At 58.9% G+C, this 24,812-nt stretch carries 24 protein-coding genes; 11 read left to right on the top strand and 13 right to left on the bottom strand.

From position 1 onward, the window contains the following. Window positions 1-27: 27 nt before the first annotated feature. Entirely contained in the window at window positions 28-915 is an 888-nt protein-coding gene (locus ACA052_RS02745; RefSeq protein WP_497648294.1) for a DMT family transporter, read from the top strand. Window positions 916-1,000: 85 nt separating this feature from the next. Here the strand turns inward: ACA052_RS02745 and ACA052_RS02740 are convergent, their stop codons facing one another. The 3 genes from ACA052_RS02740 to ACA052_RS02730 all read right to left on the bottom strand — a co-directional run bounded on the left by ACA052_RS02740 (window position 1,001) and on the right by ACA052_RS02730 (window position 2,944). Continuing rightward, the gene (locus tag ACA052_RS02740; protein WP_497648293.1) at window positions 1,001-1,891 is read right to left on the bottom strand and encodes an alpha/beta fold hydrolase; all 891 of its coding nucleotides are present in this window, start codon (window positions 1,889-1,891) and stop codon (window positions 1,001-1,003) included. Window positions 1,892-1,999: 108 nt separating this feature from the next. Beyond that, the gene (locus ACA052_RS02735; RefSeq protein ID WP_497648292.1) at window positions 2,000-2,305 is read right to left on the bottom strand and encodes a DMT family transporter; all 306 of its coding nucleotides are present in this window, start codon (window positions 2,303-2,305) and stop codon (window positions 2,000-2,002) included. Continuing rightward, window positions 2,306-2,944: an FMN-dependent NADH-azoreductase gene (locus ACA052_RS02730; protein WP_497648291.1), complete on the bottom strand. Its 639-nt coding sequence runs from the start codon at window positions 2,942-2,944 to the stop codon at window positions 2,306-2,308. 114 nt (window positions 2,945-3,058) lie between these two features. Here ACA052_RS02730 and ACA052_RS02725 point away from each other — a divergent pair, with 114 nt between their 5' ends. Next, a complete protein-coding gene (locus ACA052_RS02725; RefSeq protein ID WP_497648290.1) occupies window positions 3,059-4,003 on the top strand; it encodes a LysR substrate-binding domain-containing protein in 945 nt (314 codons plus the stop codon). A gap of 89 nt (window positions 4,004-4,092) precedes the next feature. Continuing rightward, window positions 4,093-4,623 carry a ferritin-like domain-containing protein gene (locus ACA052_RS02720; RefSeq protein WP_497648289.1) on the top strand — a complete coding sequence of 177 codons (531 nt, stop codon included), beginning with the start codon at window positions 4,093-4,095 and terminating at the stop codon, window positions 4,621-4,623. Window positions 4,624-4,699: 76 nt separating this feature from the next. On the opposite strand, the gene ACA052_RS02715 is transcribed toward ACA052_RS02720, so the two are convergent. After that, window positions 4,700-6,775 (bottom strand): AsmA family protein, encoded by a 2,076-nt coding sequence (locus ACA052_RS02715; RefSeq protein ID WP_497648288.1) that lies wholly within the window; start codon window positions 6,773-6,775, stop codon window positions 4,700-4,702. A gap of 387 nt (window positions 6,776-7,162) precedes the next feature. On the opposite strand from ACA052_RS02715, the gene ACA052_RS02710 reads away from it, so the two are divergent. From ACA052_RS02710 to ACA052_RS02680, 7 genes are all read left to right on the top strand, one after another. Continuing rightward, on the top strand, window positions 7,163-7,717 hold the full coding sequence (locus tag ACA052_RS02710; RefSeq protein ID WP_497648287.1) for a hypothetical protein: 555 nt from the start codon (window positions 7,163-7,165) through the stop codon (window positions 7,715-7,717). Between the two features lie 156 nt (window positions 7,718-7,873). Beyond that, window positions 7,874-8,506: a TetR family transcriptional regulator gene (locus tag ACA052_RS02705; RefSeq protein ID WP_497648286.1), complete on the top strand. Its 633-nt coding sequence runs from the start codon at window positions 7,874-7,876 to the stop codon at window positions 8,504-8,506. 238 nt (window positions 8,507-8,744) lie between these two features. Further along, entirely contained in the window at window positions 8,745-9,245 is a 501-nt protein-coding gene (gene ureE / locus ACA052_RS02700) for an urease accessory protein UreE (RefSeq protein WP_497648285.1), read from the top strand. Continuing rightward, a complete protein-coding gene (locus ACA052_RS02695; RefSeq protein ID WP_497648284.1) occupies window positions 9,242-9,916 on the top strand; it encodes an urease accessory protein UreF in 675 nt (224 codons plus the stop codon). The genes ureE and ACA052_RS02695 overlap by 4 nt, the downstream gene beginning before the upstream one ends. A 37-nt stretch (window positions 9,917-9,953) precedes the next feature. After that, on the top strand, window positions 9,954-10,568 hold the full coding sequence (gene ureG, locus ACA052_RS02690) for an urease accessory protein UreG (protein ID WP_497648283.1): 615 nt from the start codon (window positions 9,954-9,956) through the stop codon (window positions 10,566-10,568). A gap of 35 nt (window positions 10,569-10,603) precedes the next feature. After that, window positions 10,604-11,176 carry a HupE/UreJ family protein gene (locus tag ACA052_RS02685; RefSeq protein WP_497648282.1) on the top strand — a complete coding sequence of 191 codons (573 nt, stop codon included), beginning with the start codon at window positions 10,604-10,606 and terminating at the stop codon, window positions 11,174-11,176. A gap of 165 nt (window positions 11,177-11,341) precedes the next feature. Then, window positions 11,342-12,469 (top strand): AGE family epimerase/isomerase, encoded by a 1,128-nt coding sequence (locus tag ACA052_RS02680; protein ID WP_497648281.1) that lies wholly within the window; start codon window positions 11,342-11,344, stop codon window positions 12,467-12,469. 94 nt (window positions 12,470-12,563) lie between these two features. Here the strand turns inward: ACA052_RS02680 and ACA052_RS02675 are convergent, their stop codons facing one another. The 9 genes from ACA052_RS02675 to amaB form a co-directional block, all read right to left on the bottom strand. Then, window positions 12,564-13,334 (bottom strand): SDR family oxidoreductase, encoded by a 771-nt coding sequence (locus tag ACA052_RS02675; RefSeq protein WP_497648280.1) that lies wholly within the window; start codon window positions 13,332-13,334, stop codon window positions 12,564-12,566. Window positions 13,335-14,488: 1,154 nt separating this feature from the next. Next, the gene (locus ACA052_RS02670) at window positions 14,489-14,800 is read right to left on the bottom strand and encodes an HdeA/HdeB family chaperone (RefSeq protein ID WP_497648279.1); all 312 of its coding nucleotides are present in this window, start codon (window positions 14,798-14,800) and stop codon (window positions 14,489-14,491) included. Window positions 14,801-15,213: 413 nt separating this feature from the next. Beyond that, window positions 15,214-15,930 (bottom strand): ABC transporter ATP-binding protein, encoded by a 717-nt coding sequence (locus tag ACA052_RS02665; RefSeq protein WP_497648278.1) that lies wholly within the window; start codon window positions 15,928-15,930, stop codon window positions 15,214-15,216. After that, window positions 15,927-16,802, bottom strand: coding sequence for an ABC transporter ATP-binding protein (locus ACA052_RS02660; RefSeq protein ID WP_497648277.1), 876 nt, complete (start codon window positions 16,800-16,802; stop codon window positions 15,927-15,929). The genes ACA052_RS02665 and ACA052_RS02660 overlap by 4 nt, the downstream gene beginning before the upstream one ends. Continuing rightward, a complete protein-coding gene (gene livM / locus ACA052_RS02655; protein WP_497648276.1) occupies window positions 16,799-18,082 on the bottom strand; it encodes a high-affinity branched-chain amino acid ABC transporter permease LivM in 1,284 nt (427 codons plus the stop codon). Before livM ends, ACA052_RS02660 begins: the two co-directional genes overlap by 4 nt. A gap of 3 nt (window positions 18,083-18,085) precedes the next feature. Beyond that, the gene (locus ACA052_RS02650) at window positions 18,086-19,000 is read right to left on the bottom strand and encodes an ABC transporter permease subunit (RefSeq protein ID WP_059405789.1); all 915 of its coding nucleotides are present in this window, start codon (window positions 18,998-19,000) and stop codon (window positions 18,086-18,088) included. A 171-nt stretch (window positions 19,001-19,171) separates the two neighbouring features. After that, window positions 19,172-20,305: an ABC transporter substrate-binding protein gene (locus ACA052_RS02645; RefSeq protein ID WP_497648275.1), complete on the bottom strand. Its 1,134-nt coding sequence runs from the start codon at window positions 20,303-20,305 to the stop codon at window positions 19,172-19,174. 365 nt (window positions 20,306-20,670) lie between these two features. Then, the gene (amaA, locus tag ACA052_RS02640) at window positions 20,671-21,954 is read right to left on the bottom strand and encodes an L-pipecolate oxidase (RefSeq protein WP_497648274.1); all 1,284 of its coding nucleotides are present in this window, start codon (window positions 21,952-21,954) and stop codon (window positions 20,671-20,673) included. A 147-nt stretch (window positions 21,955-22,101) separates the two neighbouring features. Beyond that, window positions 22,102-23,592 carry an L-piperidine-6-carboxylate dehydrogenase gene (gene amaB / locus ACA052_RS02635; RefSeq protein ID WP_497648273.1) on the bottom strand — a complete coding sequence of 497 codons (1,491 nt, stop codon included), beginning with the start codon at window positions 23,590-23,592 and terminating at the stop codon, window positions 22,102-22,104. A gap of 174 nt (window positions 23,593-23,766) precedes the next feature. Between amaB and ACA052_RS02630 the strand changes: the two genes are divergently transcribed. Continuing rightward, window positions 23,767-24,672, top strand: coding sequence for a LysR family transcriptional regulator (locus tag ACA052_RS02630; RefSeq protein ID WP_497648272.1), 906 nt, complete (start codon window positions 23,767-23,769; stop codon window positions 24,670-24,672). Window positions 24,673-24,812: the final 140 nt, after the last annotated feature.

Here is a 24,812-nt window from a genome sequence, read left to right as displayed (position 1 = left end):
CCCCTCATTAACGTTCTGGTTTTTCCGATGCAATACGCTTATCCCTTGCTGGCCATTTTTATCTGGGCCGGCAATACCGTGATCACCAAAATGGCGGCCGGGGCGATTTTTCCCGCCGAGATCGGTTTTTACCGCTGGCTACTGGCCGGTTTGCTGTTCACGCCCTTCATGCTCAAACCGGTGATTGCCCACTGGGCGCTGATCCGTCCGAACCTGGGCAAGATCTTCGTGCTTGGCGTGCTCGGTATGGCGGTCTACCAAAGCCTGGCGTATTTCGCTGCGGCCCTGACCACGGCGACCAACATGGGGATCATCCTCTCGTTGATGCCGTTGATGTCACTGGCCATGGCGATTGTCAGTCTCGGCCAGCGCTTGACCGCGGGTGCGTTGGCCGGTGCGGTGCTGTCTTTTGCAGGCGTATTGGTGGTGGTTTCATCCGGCAGCTTGGGCGTTTTGCTGGAGCACGGGGTGAACCTGGGCGATGCGATGATGCTGATTGCCACGCTGGCTTACGCGATTTACAGCACGCTGCTGAAAAAGTGGCAGCTACGTTTGCCGCCGTTGGTGTTGCTGTATTTGCAGGTACTGGTGGCGGTGGTGGTGCTGTTTCCACTGTTTGTCCTGTCACCGAAAACCGGCCTGACGCTGCAGAACATTCCATTGGTGCTGTATGCCTGCCTGTTGGCCTCGATGCTTGCGCCGCTGGCGTGGATGCAGGCTGTGGTGCGCCTGGGGCCGAGCCGGACGGTATTGTTTTTTAACCTGCTACCGTTGATTACCGCGGTGATTGCGGCGGCGGTGCTGCATGAGCAGTTGGCGATGTATCACCTGGTCGGCGGAATGCTGACATTGGGTGGGGTGATTCTTTCAGAGCGTTGGACCACGGTGCTGGGCCGTAAGGTTAGCGTCGCCTGATTGAAAAAGATTGCAGCCTGCGGCAGCTCCTACATCTGGAACGCATTCCTCTGTAGGAGCTGCCGCAGGCTGCGATCTTTTGGTCTTATACACCCGCCGCTTTCAGCCGCGCCGCATGCTCGACAAACAATCGGATCGGCTCCGCCCCCTTCCCCACCAACCCCAGCGACTGGTTGACGATGTCGAAGTGATCCAGCGGATACTCATCGCCAATGACCGTTCCCAGGTGCGAACTGTAACGCCCGACCATCCCGTCGCAATGCCCCACTTCACGCACGAAGGTTTTGGCAAACAACCGGCAACTGCGATTCGTCCCGTCGAACAGGTTGCGCCCGCGATCCGTCTTGCCCGGCTGCAACGTCCCGGACCACGAGTAATAGCGCACGCCATTAACCTCTTCTGGCCCATGCCCGCCCCAGGTGTGCGGCAGGCCCTGTGGATAACGCTGGTTGAACAACGCGACACCCGCCGTCGTCAGCGATTCATGGGAGGCGTGGATATCCACTGGCAGTTTCGGTCCGCGATAGCCGGTTTCCAGCAGGCTCATCAACGCGCCAATCACCCGCAGTAAAAACGCCAGCAACCGGCCTTTCGCGCTGTGCGCCGGATAATGCTTGTGCAGGTAATCCGCCAGTTCAGAACCGTGATTGGGCCCGGCCACCGACGTCACCGAGGCCACTCGGTCCGGGCGCTTGGCGGCGGCATAGCGCGCCGTCAGCGCGCCCTGGCTGTGGCCGATCAGATTGACCTTTTCGGCGCCGGTTTCCCGCAGGATTTCCTCGATCCGCGCCAGCAGCTGCTCGCCGCGCACTTCACAGGAGTTGAGCGGCGAGACCTGCACCGCAATCACCGTCGCACCACCTCGGCGCAACGCCGCAACGATCCCGTACCAGTACGGATAGAGCACCAGACGAATAAACCCGAGCATTCCCGGGACCAGCACCAGGGGGTAACGCGTGGCGGAACCTTGCAACATGGGCGAACATCCTTGTGATCGATGAGGTGAAGCAAGGCGCAAGGCAAGACATCAGCCAAGCATCCCCAGCAAAGATGACAACTCCACGACCAGTCTATGACAACCGCCCTACTTCAACCCCACCACCCCCGCCACGATCAGCCCGACCGACACCAGTTTAATGGCCGTCAGGCTCTCCCCCAGCAGCGCAAACCCGAGAAACACCGTGCCCAGCGAGCCGATCGCCGTCCAGATCGGATAGGCGATGCTGACTGGCAATTCGCGCATGGCCAGGGTCAGGAAATAGATTCCGCCTACAGCCGCCACGATGGTGATCAGCGAGGGCCAGAGCCGTGTGAAGCCTTCGGCGTACTTCATGCCCATGGCGAACGTGACTTCGAACGCGGCGGCGATCAGCAAAAACAGCCAGGCCATCTAGAACTCCTTGGCCAGCGTCAACAAACGCTGCTCGGCCTCGGCGGCGGAGACCTCAAAGGTGCGGTCGGTAGACTCTTCGCCCTCGGCGGCCACCACAGTGACGTCGGTGATGCCGATGAAGCCCAACGCCGTTCGCAGCAACGGATCAGCATGGTTCAAGGCCTCCAGCTCACCACCCGGTCCGAAACCGAAACCGCCGCGACTGGTGACGATCAACGCCTTTTTGCCGCGCACCAGCGGCTCGTACTGGGCTACACCGTTATCCAGCGTGTGATTGAACGTCATCCCAACGCGCACAATCTGATCGATCCAGGCCTTGAGCCCGCTGGGCACGCTGAAGTTATGCATCGGCGTGGAAATCACCAGCAACTCGTGGCCGAGCAATTCGCCGACCAGTTCATCGCTGAAGGCCAGGTCGGCCTGCATCGACAGCGGCCGCGCTTCGGGCTCAGGGTAAAACGCTGCAGCAACGAACGCCTCGTTGACCGGCGGGATCAGCGCCCGCCCGACTTCACGGCGGGTCAGCTGCGACTGTGGATGACGGGCCTGCCAGGCCGATAAAAACACCTCTGCCAGACGCCGGGAGTGCGAACGCTCGCCCCGTGGACTGGCATGAACTGCAAGAATTCTACTCATCTGATTCTCCTCAAGGACTAAACTCAACCTGCTTGCAGATTGAAGCCCACATGTGCCTCCCTTCAAATGAGCAAAAATCAGTCAGGATGAATCCATTTCATCCATGGAGTTTCAATGTTTGCCTCGCTACCGCTGACGGCCTTGCGCGCATTCGAATCCGCCTCGCGCCTGCTGAGTTTCAAGGCTGCCGCCGAGGAACTGTCGGTGACGCCGACGGCGGTGTCCCATCAGATTCGCTCACTGGAAAGCTGGCTGGGTGTGCCGCTGTTCGAGCGGTTGCCACGGCGGGTGCGCCTTACCGAGTGTGGCGAACGGTTGTTCCACAGCCTGCATGGCGCCTTGCTCGACGTGGCGCAAAGCGTCGATACCTTGCGCCCGCAACGCAGTGGCTCAAGCCTGACGATTTCCACCACCGCGGCGTTCGCCGCCCTCTGGCTGGTCCCTCGGCTGGGGCGTTTCTACGCCCGGCACCCAAACATCAGCCTGCGACTGGATACCCACTGCGAAGTGATCGATTTGCTTCAGGACGCCAGTGTTGACCTGGTGGTGCGCTACAGCCTCGATGACTATCCACACCTTTATGGACGGTGCCTGTTTGATGAATCGTTTGGCGTTTATGGCTCGCCCGCGCAAGTTGCCCAGGCGACCCGTCATCCGCCGACGCTGATTAGCGTGAACTGGCACAACTCCAAGTTGTACGCCCACGGCTGGGAATCTTGGTGTGCGCAGTCCGGTGAGCCCTGGCTGGCGGGACAACCTTTGGTTCGTGAATACGACGAAGAGCATTACGCCCTGCAAGCGGCCATCGCCGGACAAGGGCTGGTGCTGGCGAGCAATATCCTGGTGTCCGAGAGCGTGGCCAGTGGTTTGCTCGTGGCTTACCGGAGCGATGTCCAGGTCGATGGGGCCGGGTACGCAGCCCTTTGCGTGCCAGGACGCGAGCGACATCCACCCGTGCGGGCGTTTTTTGCGTGGTTGCAGGAGGAAGCGGCGTTGTCGGGGCTATTGCCAAGATCGCAGCCTGCGGCAGCTCCTACAGGGGAACGGCAAATTACTTAAACTTTTCGTCGTACTCATCACTCACAACTTACGTAGCGATCACTTCTACAGAGGGTGACGCCAACCGGATTAGCCTCCAGGAGAACGAGATGAGCGACATGCATTTGTCTGATGTAACGACCCTTCGCGCACGTGCCCGCCAGAACGTCGAGAATGGCGCGGTGACCGAAAGCTACAGCGCCGACCTCGACGAAGTGCTGCGTCTGCTCAACGAATCGCTGGCCACCGAACTGGTCTGCGTGTTGCGCTATAAACGCCACTACTTCATGGCCAACGGCCTGAAAGCCCACGTCGCCGCCGACGAATTCCTCGAACATGCTAACCAGGAGGCCGAGCATGCCGACCGACTGGCCGAGCGCATCGTGCAGTTGGGCGGTGAGCCGGAATTCAACCCTGACCTGCTGTCGAAAAACTCCCACGCCCAATACGTGGCCGGCAAAGACCTCAAGGAAATGGTCTATGAGGACCTGGTCGCTGAGCGCATCGCCATCGACAGTTACCGCGAGATCATTCAGTACATCGGCGAGAAAGACCCGACCACCCGCCGCATCTTCGAAGACATCCTGGCCCAGGAAGAAGAGCATGCGGATGACATGGCCGATATTCTGAAAGACCTTTAAAAGATCGCAGCCTGCGGCAGCTCCTACAGGGAACGCATATCCCTGTAGGAGCTGCCGCAGGCTGCGATCTTTTGATCTACCGGGTGGGCTTGACGGTCACCGGTGCCTTCCCCGCCTTCATCTGCTCCAGCAACGGCGCACACTGATTCGGCTCGCCCCCACTCGGCGCCACCAGCGCCAGCAACCCGGCCGCCGGCGCCGCAATCACGCCCAATGCGACCATCCCCGCTCCACGCAAGATCAATGGCACAGTTTTCACCCCGGCATCGGGCTTGATGAATTTGCCCCGCACATACAACGGCGAACGCAACGAGATCAGCCGCCAGCCTTTGGACTCCGGCGTAACCGTCAGGTCCAGCTGCTCGGTGGCCATGTTCGCGGTGCCATCGATATAGATGATTGCGTTCTCGGTATCGAAGACGAACAGGCGTGTGGTCGCCAGCCCCGACTTGATGTCGAAGTCGGCGGCCGCACAATTGATCTTCACTTCCTTGTCGCCAAAGATCCTGCCGACCACATAGTTACCGACGTTAAGCCCGGCCAGCTCCATCAACTCGCGGCTGATGGCACCGTCGTTGATCAGCATCTTCAGATTGCCATTGGCACTGCCCAGCAACTTGGCCACCGAATTGCCGCGACCGCTGATGTCAGCATCGCCATTGAGCTCACCGAAACTGGTTTTCATCGGCTCAAAGGTCGGGAACAACTGCTTGAGCTTGAAGCCGCGTGCGGTGAGCCTGGCTTTGCCTTCCAACGGATCGGTGTGACCGTTCAGGCGAATCTGCGCATCCAGCTTGCCCCCGGCCACGCCAAAACGCAGGGGTTCGAGGCTGAGTACGCCATCGGTAAGCACCACATGGGTATAAAGGTCGGTAAAGGGCAGTTTTTCGCTGTGGACGATGCGCTTGCCGGTGAACTCGATGTCGGCGTCCATATCGCGCCAGCGCTCGGTTTTAAATTCCTCGACCGGCAACACCTTGTCTGCCGGCTGTTTGCTTTCGCCGCCACGGGCCTTTTGCTTGGCGTTCGAGTCGGCACCGATCAGCGGCGCCAGGTCGGCAAACAGCAATTGATTGGAAACCAGCGCACCGCTGAGTTTCGGCCGAGGCTGGCTGGCGACGTAGGCCAGGCTGCCATGGATGTCACTCTGGCCGATCTTGCCGTTGAACTCTTCATAACGGAACACCGCGCCATCCGCCTCGTGCAGCTTGGCCACCAAGTGACCGTCCGTGGCGTAAGGCGGGGAATCCGGCAGGGTTACGCCGGTCAGCGGGTAGAGATTGCCGAGGCTGGTACCGGCCAGTTTCAACCGCAAGTCCAAAGCGCCGAGGTTCAGGGGATCGGTCAGGGTGCCGGCCAGTTCGACGCTGGTGTCGGCGATCTTCACCTGAGCCTGAAGCGGAAACGGCTTGGCCGAGTCCTGCAGGGCCAACAAACCGCCAATCTTGCCCTCGCCCGCGAGTTTCTGCGCGTGGTACTGGCCTTTGACCTTCAGCGCAAACGCATAGTCCTGAGGCGCAGCACCCTTTTCCAGTGCGGTTTTCGCCAATTTGTCGCCCACGATCTCACTGAATGGAATCGGCTTGCCCAGCGGGTCGATGAGCACATCGAGCTGAGTCTTCAAAGTCTGATCATCGAGGGTGACGTGGCCCTTATCAAAGCCGATCGCACCGATATCCACCACCCAGCTCGAAGGTTCGGCGTTCGGGTCCTTGGGGTCGAACTTGAAGGTCCAGTTGGCGCGGCCATCCGCCAGACGTTGCAGGTCGGCGTTGGGTTCGGTGAGGTCGATACGCGGGATCACCACGCGCTGCGCCAGCAAGGCCAGGGGCGAGATGCGCAGCTCCACGCGTTTGAGAGTGACCATCTGCGGTTGTTTGGACCAATCCGGGTTGCCCAGGCGCAAATCTTCAGCCACGACATGCGGCCACGGCACCCAGGCACGCCAGCCGCCCTCGTCGGGTTCACGCTGCCAGACCACCGCGAGGTTGCCGTTGATGGCGAACGGGCGGTGCAACTCTTCGGACACTTTGGCATTGAGGGGTGGTTTGATCCGGTTCCAATCGAAGAACACGATGATCAGAACCAATACCGCCAGCAGGACAACAAGGCTGGCGAGGGTCCAGGCAACAATTTTACGAGTGCGCGTCATTGCACAGGGCTCCTGATACGACTTGGCGCCCTGACTGCGACGCACGTGTGAAACGTTAGGCCAGAACCGGCCGGCAATGGAGTCTAGGACTGAAAAACCGGGCGCAGGTTTAACCCAAATACCGCTTAACGTTCAAATAATCGGTCGGGGACACCCTGCTCTCGAAATCCGGCGTTACCGCCCCCGCACTTTTGCGCGGCACGAGTGAGTCGAAAATACCCACTTCAGTGCGAAAGCGTTCGCCGCAAAGCCCCGTTCTAGAGCCTTCGCACGGAACAATCAATTCCGTTGATTATTACCATTGTGTTTATGAACTTTTATATCGACTTATCGAGAGTAGCATTGCCCTCGTACCCACTTTATCGCCCTCCTACGGAGCACCCAATCATGAAACGCCAATTACTGCTTAGTCTTACCCTCTCCCTGCTAGCCAGCACCGCTTTTGCTTTGCCAGCTGCAGATCAGGCAACCCCACAAGTGAAATCGACCCACTCGGTGTTCAGCCAAACCGTCGCCGCTGATGGCTCGGAACGTACTCCACAAGGTCAAACCCTGGCTGAAGGTGGTAACGATCGCCTGAAAGAAAAAGGCCTGATCACCCAAGACGGCTCCGACCGTACCCCACAAGGTCAAACCCTGGCTGCTGACGGTTCCGACCGCACCCCACAAGGTCAAACCCTGGCCGCTGACGGTTCCGATCGCACCCCACAAGGTCAAACCCTGGCTGCTGACGGTTCCGATCGCACTCCACAAGGTCAAACCCTCGCCGCTGACGGTTCCGATCGCACTCCACAAGGTCAAACCCTGGCTGCTGACGGTTCCGATCGCACTCCACAAGGTCAAACCCTGGCTGCTGACGGTTCCGACCGCACTCCACAAGGTCAAACCCTGGCGGAAAGTGGTGGTGACCGTGTAATCGAACGTAACAGCGCTTTGAGCTAAGGCCATGACGGCCCTGAAAAAAAGCCCAATCCCCGGATTGGGCTTTTGACTGTCTGGAAGCTGCACTCCCTCGCCTCATCCCCCCTATAGTCGTTCGACGCCAGCAAAGCCTATTTGCTAGAGTGCGCCGCTGTCCTGTCCAGAAATTACCCTGCGATGCTGCCCCGCGCCGAACAGAAACAACAAACCCGCAACGCCTTGATGGACGCTGCCCGCCACCTGATGGAATGCGGCCGTGGATTTGGCAGCCTCAGCCTGCGCGAAGTGGCGAAAACCGCCGGGATCGTACCGACCGGTTTCTACCGGCATTTCGCCGACATGGATGAACTGGGCCTGGTGCTGGTGAGCGAAGTCGGGCAAACCTTCCGCGAAACCATTCGCCTGGTGCGCCACAATGAATTCGTCATGGGCGGCATCATTGATGCCTCGGTGCGGATCTTTCTCGACGTGGTCTCGGCCAAACGATCGCAGTTCCTGTTTCTGGCTCGCGAGCAGTACGGCGGCTCGCAGCCGGTGCGCCAGGCCATTGGGCGCTTGCGCGAGGACATCAGCTCGGACCTTGCCGCCGACTTGTCGTTGATGCCGAAGTTGCAACACCTGGACATAGCTGGCTTGAGCGTCATGGCTGACCTGATTGTTAAAAGTGTGTTTGCAACCTTGCCGGACATTATTGATCCGCCAGCCGAGGCATTGCCTGAGCATTTGACGCCGCAGGCAAAGATTACCCAGCAGTTGCGGTTTATCTTTATTGGCCTCAAACATTGGCAGGGTCTGGGCAGTACTGAGTGACGCCTGAAAAGATCGCAGCCTGCGGCAGCTCCTACAGGGAAACGCGATCCATGTAGGAGCTGCCGCAGGCTGCGATCTTTTTAGTGCGCCGCAATTTGGTGCATGCAAAATAAAGCCGCACCAACATCACCCAAAAAAACCCCTCGCCCTACGCATCCGACAGCCATTTCCTACGCTTCACCCGATTGGCAAGCCCCTTGCTCTAGCCTGACTATTGTCCATTCCTGGAAGCTTTCCGATGCTGGTGATTCATCGCAGAATCGACCCTCAACCCGTCTGGGCCGCCGAGCTGCACCTGACCTTCGAAGCGCGGAGCAAAAGCCGTTTGCGCTGTTTCAGTGCCGAGGGTGAAGACGTCGGATTGTTTTTGGAGCGCGGTCAGCCGCCGCTGCATGACGGCGAATACCTGCAAGCCGAGGACGGGCGCGTGGTCCGCGTCTGCGCCCGCCCTGAACAATTGCTGCATGTAACTTGCGCCAACGCGTTCGAACTGACCCGCGCGGCGTATCACTTGGGCAATCGCCACGTCGCCTTGCAAGTCGGCGATGGCTGGTTGCGCCTGCTCGACGATTACGTGCTCAAGGCCATGCTCGAACAGCTGGATGCCAAGGTCGAGAACATCGAAGCCCCGTTCCAGCCGGAGCATGGCGCCTACGGCGGCGGGCATCACCATTCACGCCACGGCGACGAAGATTTCAACTACCCACCGAAACTGCACCAGTTCGGCGTTCGCTTATGAACCCGGCCTGGGCGCTGCTGCGTCTGGCCAGTCCGCAATTGCCGATTGGCGGCTACAGCTATTCCCAGGGTTTGGAAATGGCGGTGGATAACGGCCGCGTGAATGATGCCGGCAGTGCGCGACGCTGGATCAGCGATCAGTTGCTGCTGAATCTCGCACGTTTCGAAGCACCGCTGCTTCTGGCCCATTGCGTGGCCGCCGTCGATGAAAACTGGGGCGAGTTGCTGCAACGCTGCGAAGAACACCGCGCCAGTCGGGAAACCCGCGAGCTGCATCAGGAGAGCCGGCAGATGGGGTACTCCTTGCAGCAGCTGCTTAACGGTTTACCGGAACTCGATGCGTCGGCCCGCGGCTTTCTTGAGCAACGCTGCGAACCACACCTGGCCCTCGGTTGGGCGTTAGCCGCTCGTGCCTGGAATATCTGCCCGCAAGACGCCTTGGCGGCGTGGCTATGGAGCTGGCTGGAGAACCAATTGGCGGTGCTGATGAAAACCTTGCCACTGGGCCAGCAAGCCGCGCAACGACTCACCAGTCAATTGCTGCCGTTGCTGCAGGAAGCCCAGCAGAACGCCACCCGAATCAACCCCGAACACTACGGCAGCGCCGCGTTCGGCCTGTCCCTGGCGTGCATGGCCCATGAGCGCCAATACAGCCGCCTGTTCCGTTCCTAGGGCCTGTTATTTTGGGCCTGTTATTTTGGAGAAACACATGAACACACAACCTCTGCGCGTCGGCATCGGCGGCCCGGTCGGTTCCGGTAAAACCGCGTTGACGCTGGCCCTGTGCCTGGCACTGCGTGACCGGTACAACCTGGCCGTCGTGACCAACGACATCTACACCCGCGAAGACGCCGATTTTCTGGTGCGCAACGAAGCGCTGGCGCCGGAGCGGATCATCGGCGTCGAAACCGGCGGCTGCCCGCACACCGCGATCCGTGAAGACGCCTCGATCAACCTCGAAGCCGTGGACCAACTGAACCGGCGCTTTCCGGGACTGGACCTGATTCTGGTGGAGTCCGGCGGCGACAACCTGTCCGCGACCTTCAGCCCGGAACTGTCCGACCTGACCATCTACGTGATTGACGTGTCGGCCGGCGACAAGCTGCCGCGCAAGGGTGGCCCCGGCATCTGCAAATCCGACTTGCTGGTGATCAACAAAGTCGACCTGGCGCCGCTGGTGGGTGCATCGCTTTCGCTGATGGACAGCGACACCCAACGCATGCGCAACGGCAAACCGTTTGTCTTCAGCAACCAGAAGACCGGGCTGGGACTGGAAGCAATAATCGCCTTCATCGAGCGCCAGGGTCTGCTGACGGCGGCCTGATATCGATCAATTTTTATCAACAAGGAAGCTTGTCCATGACACTTAAACGCATTCTGGGCGCCATGGCCCTGCTGCTGACCCCGGCCATCGCCTTTGCCCACCCGGGCCATGGCGACAACGGCTTGATCGCCGGCATCAGCCACCCGCTTGGCGGCCTCGACCACTTGCTGGCGATGGTTGCCGTAGGCCTGTGGGCCGCGCAGCAGAAAGGCGCGGCGCGCTGGGCCCTGCCCTGCACGTTCGTCGGCACGATGCTGATTGGTGGGTTGTTGGGTTTTGAAGGGTTGAACCTGCCGGCACTGGAAGGCGGGATTGCGGCGTCTGTATTGGCTTTGGGTTTGGCCGTCGCGTTAGCGGTGCGTCCGCCGTTGAGTCTGGCGATGGGTGCCACGGCGGTGTTTGCGCTGTTTCATGGTGTGGCACATGGTTTGGAACTGCCGGATATGTCGAGCCCTTGGGCGTATGCGGCCGGTTTTGTGGCGGCGACGGCGGTGTTGCATGCAGCGGGTTATGCGCTGGTGCGCGTGCTGCCTCAGGCCGCGGCGCCACTGGTTCGACTGGCGGGGGCTGCTTCGGCGGCGACTGGGGTGTGGTTGTTGGCGGGTTGATTGTTTATTGCCAGTGATGGCCTCTTCGCGAGCAAGCCCGCTCCCACATTTGATCGCGGTCTAATGTGGGAGCGGGCTTGCTCGCGAAGGCGGCCTGAAAGACACCACATCTCTCAGGCCTGATAACATGTCGCGCAATCGCCCCTGCCGTGACGACGCCAGCCAATGCCGCCTGTTTCCCGTTCCATCTCCCAGCCAGAATTGACCGCGCTGTTTGCCTCGGTACAACAGCATTTCCTGAACGTGATCGTGCCGCTCTGGCAAGGTCCCGGCTGGAATGCCGAGATGGCGCTGCCCTATGAAGCGCTGGACGCCGGACATCAGCCGTTGCCCCCGCAACGCTATCGGGCCATGGCCTGTGCGCGGCAGTTGTATCTGTTTTCCAGCCTGATTGGCGAAGTACCGGCGGCCGAAGTACGCGCGGCGGCGCTGTTCCATTCCCTGCAGCAACATTTCCATGACGCCGAACAGGGTGGCTGGTTCTACAGCATCGACCCGCAGGGCGCGCCGCAGGATCAGCGCAAAGACCTCTACACCCACGCGTTCATCCTGTTCGCCTGCGCCCATTACTGGGACAAAGTCCGCGAACCACGGGTGGAATCGGTACTCAACGCCGCGCTGGAAGTGATAGCTCAGCGTTTCGCCACAGGCGACGGCCTGTACGAAGCCAACCTCGACCGTGACTGGTCATCGTTGAACACCGGACCGCTGCAAAATCCCCTGATGCACCTGGCCGAGGCATTTCTCGCGACCCTTGCGGTGCGTGAAGACATTGCCGTGCAGCGTTCGCTCATTGAGTTATGCAGCGCCATGCACAAGCATTTCGTCGACCCGCAACAAGGCGTGCTGATGGAGAAACCGCTGGGGGCTGTGGATAACTGGTTTGAACCGGGCCATCAGTTCGAATGGTATTTCCTGCTGGAATCTTCGCCGTTGCTGCGCGGGTCGCCATTGCATGCGTCGCTGGAGCGCGCGTTTTCGTACACCGAGCAGTTGGGCGTCGATCAACAGACCGGCGCCGTGCGTGCGATGCTCTCTTTGGACGGGCATTCGAAAGACGGCACCCAACGCATCTGGGCTCAGGCGGAATACCTTCGCGCATTGACCCTGCGCCCGGGCAGCGATGCTGAGGTGCTGCGCCAGTTGCAGGCCTTGCAACAGCGTTCTCTGCATGCACGCGGCTGGTATGAGTGTCGCGATGATGAGGGGCAAGTGAGCCGCCAGGACATGCCTTCGACTACGCCTTATCACTTGGCGACCTGCTATCGCGGTTTGGCCGACTATTTCCGCTGACTGATCGACCGCCTTCGCGAGCAAGCCCGCTCCCACAATGGATCACGCTGAACCTGTGGGAGCGGGCTTGCTCGCGAATGGCCGTTACCCGGTTTTAAGCCTTGCCACCATTACGCTCAATCGCAAACCCACTCCACGTCTGGCTCACCGGCATCAACTCCAAACTGTTGATGTTGATGTGCGCCGGCGCGTTGAGGACCCAGAAAATGGTGTCGGCAATGTCTTGCGGCTGGATCGGCTCGGCACCGGCGTAGGTCGCGTTGTAACGCTCCTGGTCACCGGCGAAACGCACCAGCGAGAACTCGCTTTCACATAGGCCGGGCTCGATGTTGCTGACGCGCACGCCGGTGCCTTGCAGGTCGCAGCGCAGGTTCAGCGAGAACTGTTTGACGAATGCTTTGCTCGCGCCATACACATGGCTGCCCGGGTACGGGTAATTGCCGGCGATAGAGCCCAGATTGACGATGCCGGCACCACGACCGTGGGCGATCAGGCGCGGCAACAGCAGGCGAGTGCTGTACATCAGGCCTTTGATGTTGGTATCGACCATCGTGTCCCAATCGTCCAGATTGCACTTGGGTGCAGGATCAACGCCCAGCGCCAGGCCGGCGTTGTTGATCAACCCGCGAAGCTTGGCGAACGACGGTGGCAGGTTGGCAATCGCCTCCTCCATCGCCTTGCGGTCACGCACATCGAGCACCAGGCCATGGACCTCGGTCTGCTTGGACAACTCGGCGCACAGGGCATTGAGGCGCTCTTCACGACGGCCAGTCAGCACCAGTTTCCAGCCGGCCTCGGCAAAACGGCGGGCACAGGCTTCACCAAAACCGGAGGTTGCACCGGTAATAAACAGGGTGTCGGACATCGTGTTCTCCTTGCTTCGGCTGATCGGCAGCCATTGGAATAGAAAATCAGCTGGCAGCATGCCCGGCCCGGCTGATACCGGCAACTGGCGCACCGCATCTTGAGCAAACAATACTCACCTGTAGCAGCTGCCGAAGGCTGCGTCCGGCTGCGAAGCAGTCGTAAAATCGGAGCATGCGGTTTTGAATTTGAAATGGAGTCGACTGGATGACGACTGCTTCGCAGCCGGACGCAGCCTTCGGCAGCTGCTACAAGTCCGTCGCTGTACAAAAAACGACCACACTGCGGCACACCTTATTCCCCGTGGCTTGCAGCCATGTGCACGCACCTTATCCACAGGCCCATCCACACATTTCGGGGGCAAGTGCAAAAGCTCAAACCCGCTGTGTATAAGGCTTTGCGGGGCGTTTCGAAATTTTTTCGCTTGACCCTCGTTTATCGACTGTGTAGCCCAAGGCAGTTTGCACGATTCAGCAGTCAAACAGGCGATGGCGCCAAGCCAGTAACTACGGCCTTCAGCCGAGTCTTTCCAGAGTTTAACCACAGACTTATCCACAGGCTGGCGGCGTTCTTTTGATTGCGTTTTTACCGCCAACAAACAAGTTGACAAAACCACCTCACGGCCGCTCAAAAACGCCTGATCAAAAAACAACCATATCTCTACAGGCCACGGAATCAACGGCGTCCAGCCAGCTACTCCCACGTTATTCACAGCCAGCTCCACAGCAAACGGGGACAAGTCAAAACCGTGATAAAACAACTATTTGCAGCGGCTTTATGTCGCGCTTTGGCAGCTTGCGAATATTGTTTTCCACAATTTCAGGAATGCGTCGTGGAAAGCGAACCTGCTCACGATCTCGGGTTGTCAGTCGCCTGCTTTTCAATGACCCACAGCAAACCCAACCAAGGCTCTCTCTCACTTGAGAGGGTGGTGAATGTCTCTATATCCGCTGTCCGCTCACTCCCGGAATGTGGACGGCGAGCACACCTTGCGGTGGTCTATTCGCCCGCCAGCAATCGTTGCCTAAGAATCGGCAAATACTGCTCAACCCGAGGAATAGGTAGTTTGACTCTCTATGTTCTAAATCGAATATTAATAAACTCGATATAACGCTCGCCGGCATTAGAAATGCCGACAAGCGTTAAAGTTTGTAATTACATTTTTTTAAAAAAACCTACAATTTCCTGTTTAAAACTAGACACTTTTTTCTGGGGATTTTTCTTGCACAACTCTACAACTTTAGGGACAACCATTGCATCAACTGTTGTTTTATCGAAAGAATCACCTTCCGCATTTACTTTATCGTCGGTCGCAACCCAAAGTACGACAGGGGAAGTAGCTTCCGGGGTCATATCGAGGAATTGCTGACACGTCATATCGTCGGGCTTGGTTGCCGCATAAACACCGGTGACGGACGAGAGCATCAAGCTAGCCAGGGCCATTTTGCAAAAGACTTTATGAGTCATTTTAGCTATCTCCACAGACTTGGATAATACCTCTTCAACTAAGGAGGTAAAATTGTGCATTGATTTGCGCTAAAAATATTTAGCCGTACCACAAGCAAATTCCGCTTGAGTATAGACGCTTTGGCTGAGTGTCAATATTTATTATTACCAGTTGCACTCTTAATCAGAACAACCCAACAGCCCTAATACACTCGTTAATCAACTCTGGATTTTGGTGACACACACAACACTCCTTAACTTTCGTCATTAATATATCGCCAAACTTGAAGTTGGTTATTGCTCAACAAACCGAATAGGCTCTGCTTGATTTCGTTAAATTGGGTTTGGCATGTTTATCGTTACATTTGCTTCTTTCATCCTAAAAAAAAGCCCCGGCGATTGCGCGCCGGGGCTTTTGCTTAACAGCGCAGAACTCAATGACCGCCGAGATAAGCGTTACGCACCTCTTCGTTGACCAGCAGCTCCTTGCCGGTGCCTGTGAGGCGGATCTCGCCGTTGACCATCACGTACGCCCTATCGGACAGCTTCAGCGCATGGTTGGCGTTCTGCTCGACCAGGAAGATGGTCATGCCGGTTTTCGCCAGTTCCCGCAGAGTAGAGAAGATCTGTTTCACCACAATCGGTGCCAGGCCCAGGCTCGGCTCATCGAGCAGCAGCAGTTTCGGCCGGCTCATCAAGGCACGGGCGATGGCGAGCATTTGCTGCTCGCCGCCGGACATGGTCATGGCCCGCTGTGTACGCCGCTCCTCGAGCCGCGGGAACAGCTCGAACATGCGCTGCATGTCTTCCTTGGCGTACTTGTCACCGATGGGAATGGTGCCCATCAGCAGGTTTTCCTCGACGGTCATGTCGGGGAACACCCGCCGGCCTTCCGGCGATTGCGCGATGCCGTGGGACGCAATGTAGTGGGACGACTTGTGGGTAATGTCCACACCCTGATAGATGATCTGCCCGTCCGCCGCGCGCGGTTGACCGAAGATCGACATCAGCAGCGTCGACTTGCCGGCACCGTTGGAGCCGATGAGGCTGACGGTTTCACCTTCATTGATGTGCAGCGAGACTTTCTTCAGGGCCTGGATCGGCCCGTAAAACACATCCAGTTCCTTGAGTTCGAGGATGGGTTGACTCATAGCACCACTTCCTCTTCATCGGCGCCCAGGTAGGCCGCAATCACTTTCGGATCGTTACGGATTGCATCGGGGCCGCCCTCGGCGATGACGATGCCGTGGTCCAGCACCACGATGTGGTCGGAGATGCTCATTACCATGCCCATGTCGTGCTCGATCAGCACCACGGTCAGATCGTGCTCGTCGCGCAGCAGCCGGATCATCGCGCTCAGTGCTTCGGTTTCCTGAGGGTTGAGGCCGGCGGCCGGTTCGTCGAGGCAGATGATCTGCGGTCGGGTGCACATGGCCCGGGCGATTTCCAGGCGGCGTTGCTGCCCGTAGGACAGTTCACCCGCCAGACGGTTGGCGCAGTCCACCAGGTCCACCACTTCCAGCCAGTAGAACGCGTGGTCCAGCGCATCGCTTTCGGCCTTGCGGTAACCCTTGGTATTGAGGATGCCGGCCAGCATGTTGCGGTTGACCCACATGTGCTGGGCCACCAGCAGGTTTTCCAGTACCGACATTTCCTTGAACAGGCGAATGTTCTGGAATGTCCGCGCCAGACCTGCACGGTTCACCAGATGGGTGCCACCGAACGCCTTGTAGAACAGGCGACTGGCGAACGACTTGGGCGAGACAAAATCGGTCGGTTTGAACGATTCGCCCAGCAGCTTGATGACGTTGGTCTTTTCGCCGCGCACATTGAGTTCGATCTTGCCGCCGGAAGCCTTGTAGAACCCGGTCAGGCAGTTGAACACCGTGGTCTTGCCGGCACCGTTGGGGCCGATCAGGGCGAAGATCGAGTTGCGGTGGACTTTCAGGCTGACATCGCTCAACGCCTTGATGCCGCCGAAGTGCATCATCAGCTTTTCGACCGAGAGTACGACTTCACTCATGGCGCTACTCCTTTACGCGGTGCCACACCGGTACGGCTGATCCGAATCAGGCCGCGCGGGCGCCAGATCATCATCAACACCATCAGGATGCCGAACAGCAGCACGCGATACTCCGCGAAACCACGCAGCAGTTCCGGGGCGACGGTCAGCACGAAGGCTGCAATCACCACGCCGATGGTCGAGCCCATGCCGCCAAGTACCACGATGGCCAGGATCAGGGCCGATTCAAAAAAGGTAAACGAGGTCGGGTTGACGAAACCCTGATAAGTGGCGAAGAACACACCGGCCAGGCCAGCAGTCGATGCACCGATGGTGAACGCCGAGAGCTTGACCAATACGTGGTTCAGGCCCATGGAGCGGCAGGCGATTTCATCTTCGCGCAAGGCTTCCCAGGCGCGGCCGACCGGCATACGGGTCAAGCGATGCTTGATGTACAGCACGGCCAATACCACCAGGAACAACACCGCATAGATGAAGTAGTACTTCACATCCGGGTTGTAGGCGATGCCGAAAAACTCGTGGAACGGTATACCGCCATCCTTCGCCCTTTTGCCGAACTCGAGGCCGAAGAAAGTTGGCAACGGTGCGGCCATGCCATTCGGGCCACCAGTCAGGGACAGCCAGTTGTTGAGGATCAACCGGATGATTTCACCGAAGCCCAGGGTCACGATTGCCAGGTAGTCACCGTGCAGGCGCAGTACCGGAAAACCGAGGATGCAACCGGCAAGGCCTGCCGTGATTGCCGCCAGCGGCAGCACCGTCCAGAAACCCAGCCCCAGGTATTGATAACCGAGCGCCAGGCCGTAGGCACCGATGGCGTAGAACGCCACGTAACCCAGGTCGAGCAGGCCGGCCAAACCGACCACGATGTTCAACCCCAAGCCCAGCAGCACATAGATCAGCCCGAGGATGACCACGCCCAGCAGGTAGGAGTTGGAGAAAAACGGGAACACCACGGCAATGACGATCATCAGCGGGATGATCCAGCGCAACCGGGATTTGTAATCTGGTGGCAGTACATGAACCCCGGAGCCGGTGCTTTCAAAGCCTTCCAGGATTTTCAGGCCCTTGGGGGTTTGCAGGAACAGGCTCAGGGCAAAGCGGCCAGCCATGACGATGGCGACAATCCACGCCACACGGGTCGGCTGCAAGTTGAAGCCATAGCCGTCAAGGACGATGCCGACAATCGGGCCGAACACAATCAGGGCGACAAGGCCGGCGAGAATCGCGTCAACCAGGCTTCTTTTGATATCAATGGTTTTTTTAGTGGTTGAAGACATCGCTTACACCTTCGACACAAGAGGACGGCCGAGCAGGCCTTGGGGCCGAAAGACCAGAACGAGAACGAGCAGCGAGAAGCTGAAAACGTCTTTGTAGTCCGAGTTGACCAGGCCTGAGAACAACGACTCGGAGATCCCGAGAATGATCCCGCCGAGCATCGCGCCAGGCAGCGAGCCGATCCCGCCGAGTACCGCAGCGGTGAACGCCTTGATACCAATGACGAAGCCAGCGTAGAAGTCGAACGTGCCGTAGTTCATGGTGATCAGCACGCCGGCCAGGGCCGCCATCGCTGCACCGATGATGAACACGTAGGAAATCACGCGGTCGGTGTTGATCCCCAGAATCGAGGCCATCTTGCGGTCTTGCTGGGTCGCGCGGCACATACGGCCGAGCTTGGTGTACTTGATGACGTAGGTCAGCAGGGCCATCCCGGCAAACGCTGCGACCAGAATGAAGATCTTGGTGTAGGTAAGCTGGACGAAGCCAGTGCCTACTTCAACGCGCCATGCACCGGTCAGCAGGGTTGGAACACCTTGTTGACGAGCGCCCTGGGCGATCTGTGCATAGTTTTGCAGGATCAGGGAAATACCGATGGCGCTGATCAGCGGTGCCAGTCGGGTGGAGTTGCGCAGCGGTTTGTAGGCGACACGCTCGATGACCCAGCCATACACCGCCGTGACGACGATGGTGAAGACCAGTGTGCCAAGCATCAGCAAAGGGAAGGATTCGATACCGAAGTATGCCAGCAGAGCCAGACTGATCGCCGCGAGGTACGCAGAGATCATATAAACCTCGCCATGGGCGAAGTTGATCATGCCGATGATGCCATAAACCATTGTGTAGCCGATGGCGATCAGGCCATAGACCGACCCGAGGGTCAGGCCGTTGACCAGTTGCTGCAGGAAAATACCATCCATAACGCAATCTCACGCATTTGAGAGACTGCACAGAAGCCGGGTGCGACGGACCGGGGTTCAGCCACCCGCGCAACACGCTTGTGTGCAGCTCTACGAGAAAAGACAGGTACTGCACGGACATGTTTCAGGATTGCCCGGCGCGCAATGCACCGGGCAAATCAACTGCTCATATCACTTCTGTTTTTCCAGTTGGTGGTATTTGCCGTCCTTGTCCCATTGGTAAACCACGTAGTCGGAGACTTTCAGGTCGCCCTTGGCGTCCCAGGTCTTCTCGCCCATTACGGTTTTGACAGGGTGCGATTTCAGCCATTTGGCAGCGTCTTCACCCTTGTTGGACTTGGCACCGTTGAACGCAGCCGCCAGGGTCTGAACCGACGCGTAAGCGTACAGGGTGTAGCCTTCCGGTTCGGTACCGGCCTTGCGGAAAGCGTCTACCACGGTCTTGCTGTCTGGCAGCAGGCGTGGGTCGGCGCCGAAGGTCATCAGCACGCCGTCGACGTATTGCGGGCCGCCAGCGGTGGTCACCAGTTCGTCGGTCACGATGCCGTCATCGGACATGAATTTCACGTCTTTGAGGCCTTCGGTACGCAGTTGTTTAACCAGTGGACCGGCCTCTGGGTGCAGACCGCCGAAGTAGACCACGTCGGCACCGGCCGCACGGATCTTGGTCACGACGGCACTGAAGTCTTTCTCGCCGCGGGTCAGGCCTTCATACAGCACTGGCGTTACGCCGCGCTTGACCAGTTGAGCCTTGGTGGCATCAGCCAGGCCTTGGCCGTAGGTGTCCTTGTCGTGCAGCACGGCAACTTTCTTGCCCTTGAGCACATCGACGATGTAGTCGCCAGCCACGATGCCCTGCTGGTCGTCACGCCCGCACATGCGGAACATGGCGCTCAGGCCGCGCTCGGTAACTTGTGGGTTGGTGGAACCTGGAGTGATTGCAATGATGCCCGCTTCGTCGTAGATCTCGGAAGCCGGGATGGTCGACGACGAGCAGAAGTGACCGACTACGCCGGCGACTTTCTGGTTGGTCAGGTCCTTGGCGACCGTCACAGCCTGCTTCGGTTCGCAGGCGTCATCGCCCTTGACCAGTACGATTTTTTCCCCATTGACGCCGCCCGCCGCGTTCACCGCGTCGGCTGCAGCCTGTGCACCCTTCATGTACTGCTCGCCAAATGCCGCGTTGGCGCCTGTCATCGGGCCCGCCACACCGATTTTCACATCAGCCTGTGCAAACGCAGAAACACCCAAAGCAGTTGCCACTGCGAGGGCCAGAAAGCCTTTCTTGTAAAACGTCTGGGACATGAGGTGGTGCTCCAAGGTTTTTTTTTAGTTGGCACTGCTACTTCACTGAATGCTCAGAGCAAGGGCCGTGCCATCGGTTTTTTATTCTGAAAAAAGTCGCTGCTTTATTGTTATTTCGACTGTTTTGTTCCCATTTTCATTGGGCGTGCAACCGTCTAAACCGCGGAAGGTGAAACCATTTATTTTAAAAGGCGCAACCCTCGCGCGCCATCATTGCAACCGCGGCGCCAAACGGCGTGCAACCAGCCTGTAACAACGTGCGTCACCGAAGTGCACACTGCTGGTGCGCAACTGCTACAACCCGCACCTTTTACAGGCTAGTCGCTGCGCGAAAAAGCGCCGCTTCCAACAACAAATTTCAACAATCAGATCACGATCCGCAAGCACTGGCCTGCGTGATACAGCGAGAACCCGGCTTCATACAGGCAGCTGCGCAATCCTACGCCAGCCAGGGGCTGCATGGGTGCGAACGGTATCGGTAGCGCCTGAGGATTTCCGTTACACAAGTAATCGGCAAACGCTTTGCCGACTACAGTCCCCGTGGTCACGCCTCGACCGTTGTAACCGGTGACTGCCACTAAACCGGGCGCCGGTTCGAACAGGCGCATCAAGTGATCGGGGGTGAACGCAATGCAACCGGTCCAGGTGCATTCCCACTCCACCGGTTTCAGGTACGGGAAATAGTGCTGCTGAACCCGATCGGCCCAGGCTTTGAGGAACCAGGTCGGTTTCTGATTGCCATTACCAAGACTGCCGAGCAGCAGACGCCCGTCCTGATCGCGACGAATGCTGCTGAGGACCTGGCGGGTGTCCCAGGAACCCTGGCCGCCGGGCAGGATGTGCTGCGCGGCTTCGTCAGTCAGCGGAACCGACGCGACCTGGTAGTAATAACCCGGGAAGAAATTACGCCGCAGTTCGGTCCAGTCGCCTTCGGTATAAGCGTTGGAGGCGATGACCACCTGCTCGGCCAGCACCGAACCCTGCGCGGTCTGCACTGACCACTTCTGGCCCTGCCGTTCGAGCCGGGTCACTGGAGAATGATCGAACAACTGACCGCCAAGGCCGATGGCTGCTTTGGCCAGCCCTGTGGTGTAAGCCATTGGGTTGATAGTGCCAGCACGCTTGTCGAGCAGCGCTGCAGCGATTTTTTTAGTGCCCGTCGCTTGTTCGCAGGCTTGCCCGGTCAACAGTTCGACCGGTGCCCCACGACGTTTCCATTGCTCTTCACGACTGCGCAGATCGGCCTCGCCACGGGCGTTGTGCGCCATGTGCAGCGTGCCTTCGCGGCGCAACTGGCAATCGATGTTGTACTTGTCCACAAGGCTGAACACCAGCGACGGTGCCGCGCCCAGCATGCGATTGAGCTGACTGCCGACCGCCTCGCCAAACCCGGCTTCGATGTCGTCCGGTGGAATCCACATCCCGGCGTTGACCAGCCCGACGTTGCGCCCCGAACCACCATGACCGGCGCGATGGGCTTCCAGCACACAAACGGTTTTGCCTTGCTCCAGCAGATGCACTGCCGCCGACAACCCGGTAAACCCGGCGCCGATGACGCAGACATCGACCGTTACTTCGCCCTTGAGCGCCGCATTATCAGGCCTTTGCGGCGTCAGTTTTTCCCACAGACACTCTTCGCGTAACGGCATTGCCAGACTCCAACAGAACCCTAACCAACCCTCGTTGTGGACTGCTAAAAGATCGCAGCCTGCGGCAGCTCCTACAAAACCGCAGCCAGGCACAACCCTGTAGGAGCTGCCGAAGGCTGCGATCTTTTAAGGAACAACACCCGTCCATCAGTCGAAGGTAATACCCTGAGCCAACGGCAACTCCAGCGAGTAGTTCACGGTGTTGGTCTGGCGGCGCATGTAGCCGCGCCATGCATCGGAGCCCGATTCACGGCCACCACCGGTTTCTTTCTCGCCGCCGAACGCGCCGCCAATTTCCGCGCCGCTCGGGCCGATGTTGACGTTGGCGATGCCGCAGTCGCTGCCGACCGCCGACATGAACTGCTCGGCTTCACGCACGTCGGTGGTGAAGATGCACGAGGACAGGCCTTGTGGCACAGCATTATTCAAGCGCAGCGCTTCGGCGAAATCGCTGTAACCGACCACGTACAGGATCGGCGCGAACGTTTCGTGGCACACCACGTCGCTTTGCTCCGGCATTTCGACGATGGCCGGCGACACGTAGTAAGCATTGGGGAATGTGTCTTCCAGCTGACGCTTGCCGCAGAACACCCGGCCGCCTTCGCTCAAGGCTTGCTCCAGCGCGTCCTGCATGTTGTCGAAGCTGTGTTTGTCGATCAGCGGCCCAATCAGGTTGCCCTCAAGCGGGTTACCGATGCGAACCTTGGAATACGCAGCCTTGAGGCGAGTGACGATCTCTTCCTTCACCGACTCATGGGCAATCAGGCGACGCAGCGTGGTGCAACGCTGGCCGGCGGTGCCGACGGCGCTGAACAGGATGGCGCGTACGGCCATGTCCAGATCGGCGCTTGGGCCGAGGATCATCGCGTTGTTGCCGCCCAGTTCCAGAATGCTGCGGGCAAAGCGCGCAGCGATTTTCGGCGCCACTTCACGGCCCATGCGGGTGCTGCCGGTGGCGCTGATCAGCGCGACACGCGGGTCATCGACCAGCGCTTCGCCGGCATCGCGACCGCCAATGATCACTTGACTGAGGTGTGGCGGAGCGTCGCTGAAGTTCTTCAGCACACGGTCAAACAACGCTTGGCAGGCCAGCGCGGTCAACGGGGTTTTCTCGGACGGTTTCCAGATCACCGGGTTACCGCAGACCAGTGCCAGCGCCGTGTTCCAGGCCCAGACCGCGACCGGGAAGTTGAATGCGCTGATCACGCCCACGACGCCCAGCGGGTGCCAGGTTTCGCGCATGTGGTGGCCAGGACGCTCGGAAGCGATGGTCAAGCCGTACAGTTGACGAGACAGACCGACGGCGAAATCGCAGATGTCGATCATTTCCTGAACTTCGCCCAAACCTTCTTGGGTGATCTTGCCGGCCTCCCAGGACACCAGCTCGCCAAGATCGGCCTTGTACTCGCGCAGGATGTCGCCCAGTTGACGCACCAACTCGCCACGACGGGGTGCCGGGACTTTGCGCCACAGTTCGAACGCATGATCGGCACGACTGATGTGCTGCTCGACCTCAGCAGCACCTTCCCAGTTCACGGCGGCGATCTGGCTGCCATCGATCGGCGAATGCACCGGCACTTTGCCGTTCTGGTACAGGGCCGGGTTCACACCAAGACGATCAAGCAATGCGGCAACCATGGGTTACTCCTCAAGCAAAAAACAGAAAACGTGCAGCCGGAATATCACGGCTGATCAGACCTGTAGTTTTAGCGCTCTGGAGGTTACCCAACAAACGACCTTTAAGAGAGATATCATTCCGTTTATTCATGCTGCGAATTGCTGGTAAGAAAGAAACAAGAAAAAGGACCTCCCATGCTGAATAAACGCTACCTGCCGTCGATCACTGCCCTGCAGTGTTTCGAGGCCGTGACCCGGCATTTGAGTTTCACACGGGCCGCCGAAGAGCTGAACCTGACCCAGAGCGCGGTCAGCAAACAGGTCGCGCAACTGGAAGAGTTGTTGCAGCACCTGCTGTTTCGCCGGGTCCGCCGACGCCTGCAGATGACCCCGGCCGGTGATCTATACCTGGTAGAAGTACGAAAAATCCTCACACAGGTCGAGATGTCGACCCATTACCTGCGTTCCTACGGCGGTGATACCGAAGTGCTGCGCGTGTCCACGCCGCCGACGTTCGGTGCGCGCTGGCTGGTGCCACGCTTGAAAGGCTGGCGCCTGCGCCATCCGTCGATCCATCTGGACCTGTGCAGCGAGCAGGAAGCCGACGATCTGCTGCAAGGTCGCAGCGACCTGGCGTTCTACTTCGGCCAAGGCTCACGGCCTGGCACTGAATCCTTGAAGTTGTTCGGCGAAGAACTGGTGCCGGTCTGCGCGCCAGGCAGTCTGCCGGATACTCCTTTTACCGATCCTACACAGCTCAGCGATCTGGTCCTGCTGCAAAACGCGTCGCGCCCCCAAGCCTGGCACGACTGGTTCGACAGCCAGGGCTACCACACCGAACACAGCTATCACGGCCCGCGTTTCGAAACCTTTTACATGTGCATCCGCGCGGCCCAGGTCGGCTGTGGCGTAGCGCTTTTGCCGCGGTTTCTGGTGGAAGAGGAATTGGCCGACGGCAAACTGGTCATTCCCTGGAAGCACGCGATGCCCAGCAGCGATGCCTATTACCTGGCGTATCCGGAACATTCGGCGGAAGTGCCCAAGGTCCGGGATTTTGTGAAGTGGATGCTGGAGCAGGTAGATAATCCAACACCCGATTAACCCTTGTAGGAGCTGCCGAGAGAAACGAGGCTGCGATCTTTTGATCTGGTTGTTTAAGAGCAAAACCAAAAGATCGCAGCCTTCGGCAGCTCCTACAGGTTTAGCGCAAAAATCGCTGGCAATTCCCACCACCGATATGC

It is taken from the genome of Pseudomonas sp. LBUM1644, assembly GCF_059716195.1.
The sequence above is the reverse complement of the archived record's forward strand: the minus strand, read 5'-3'. Positions and strand labels throughout refer to the sequence as shown.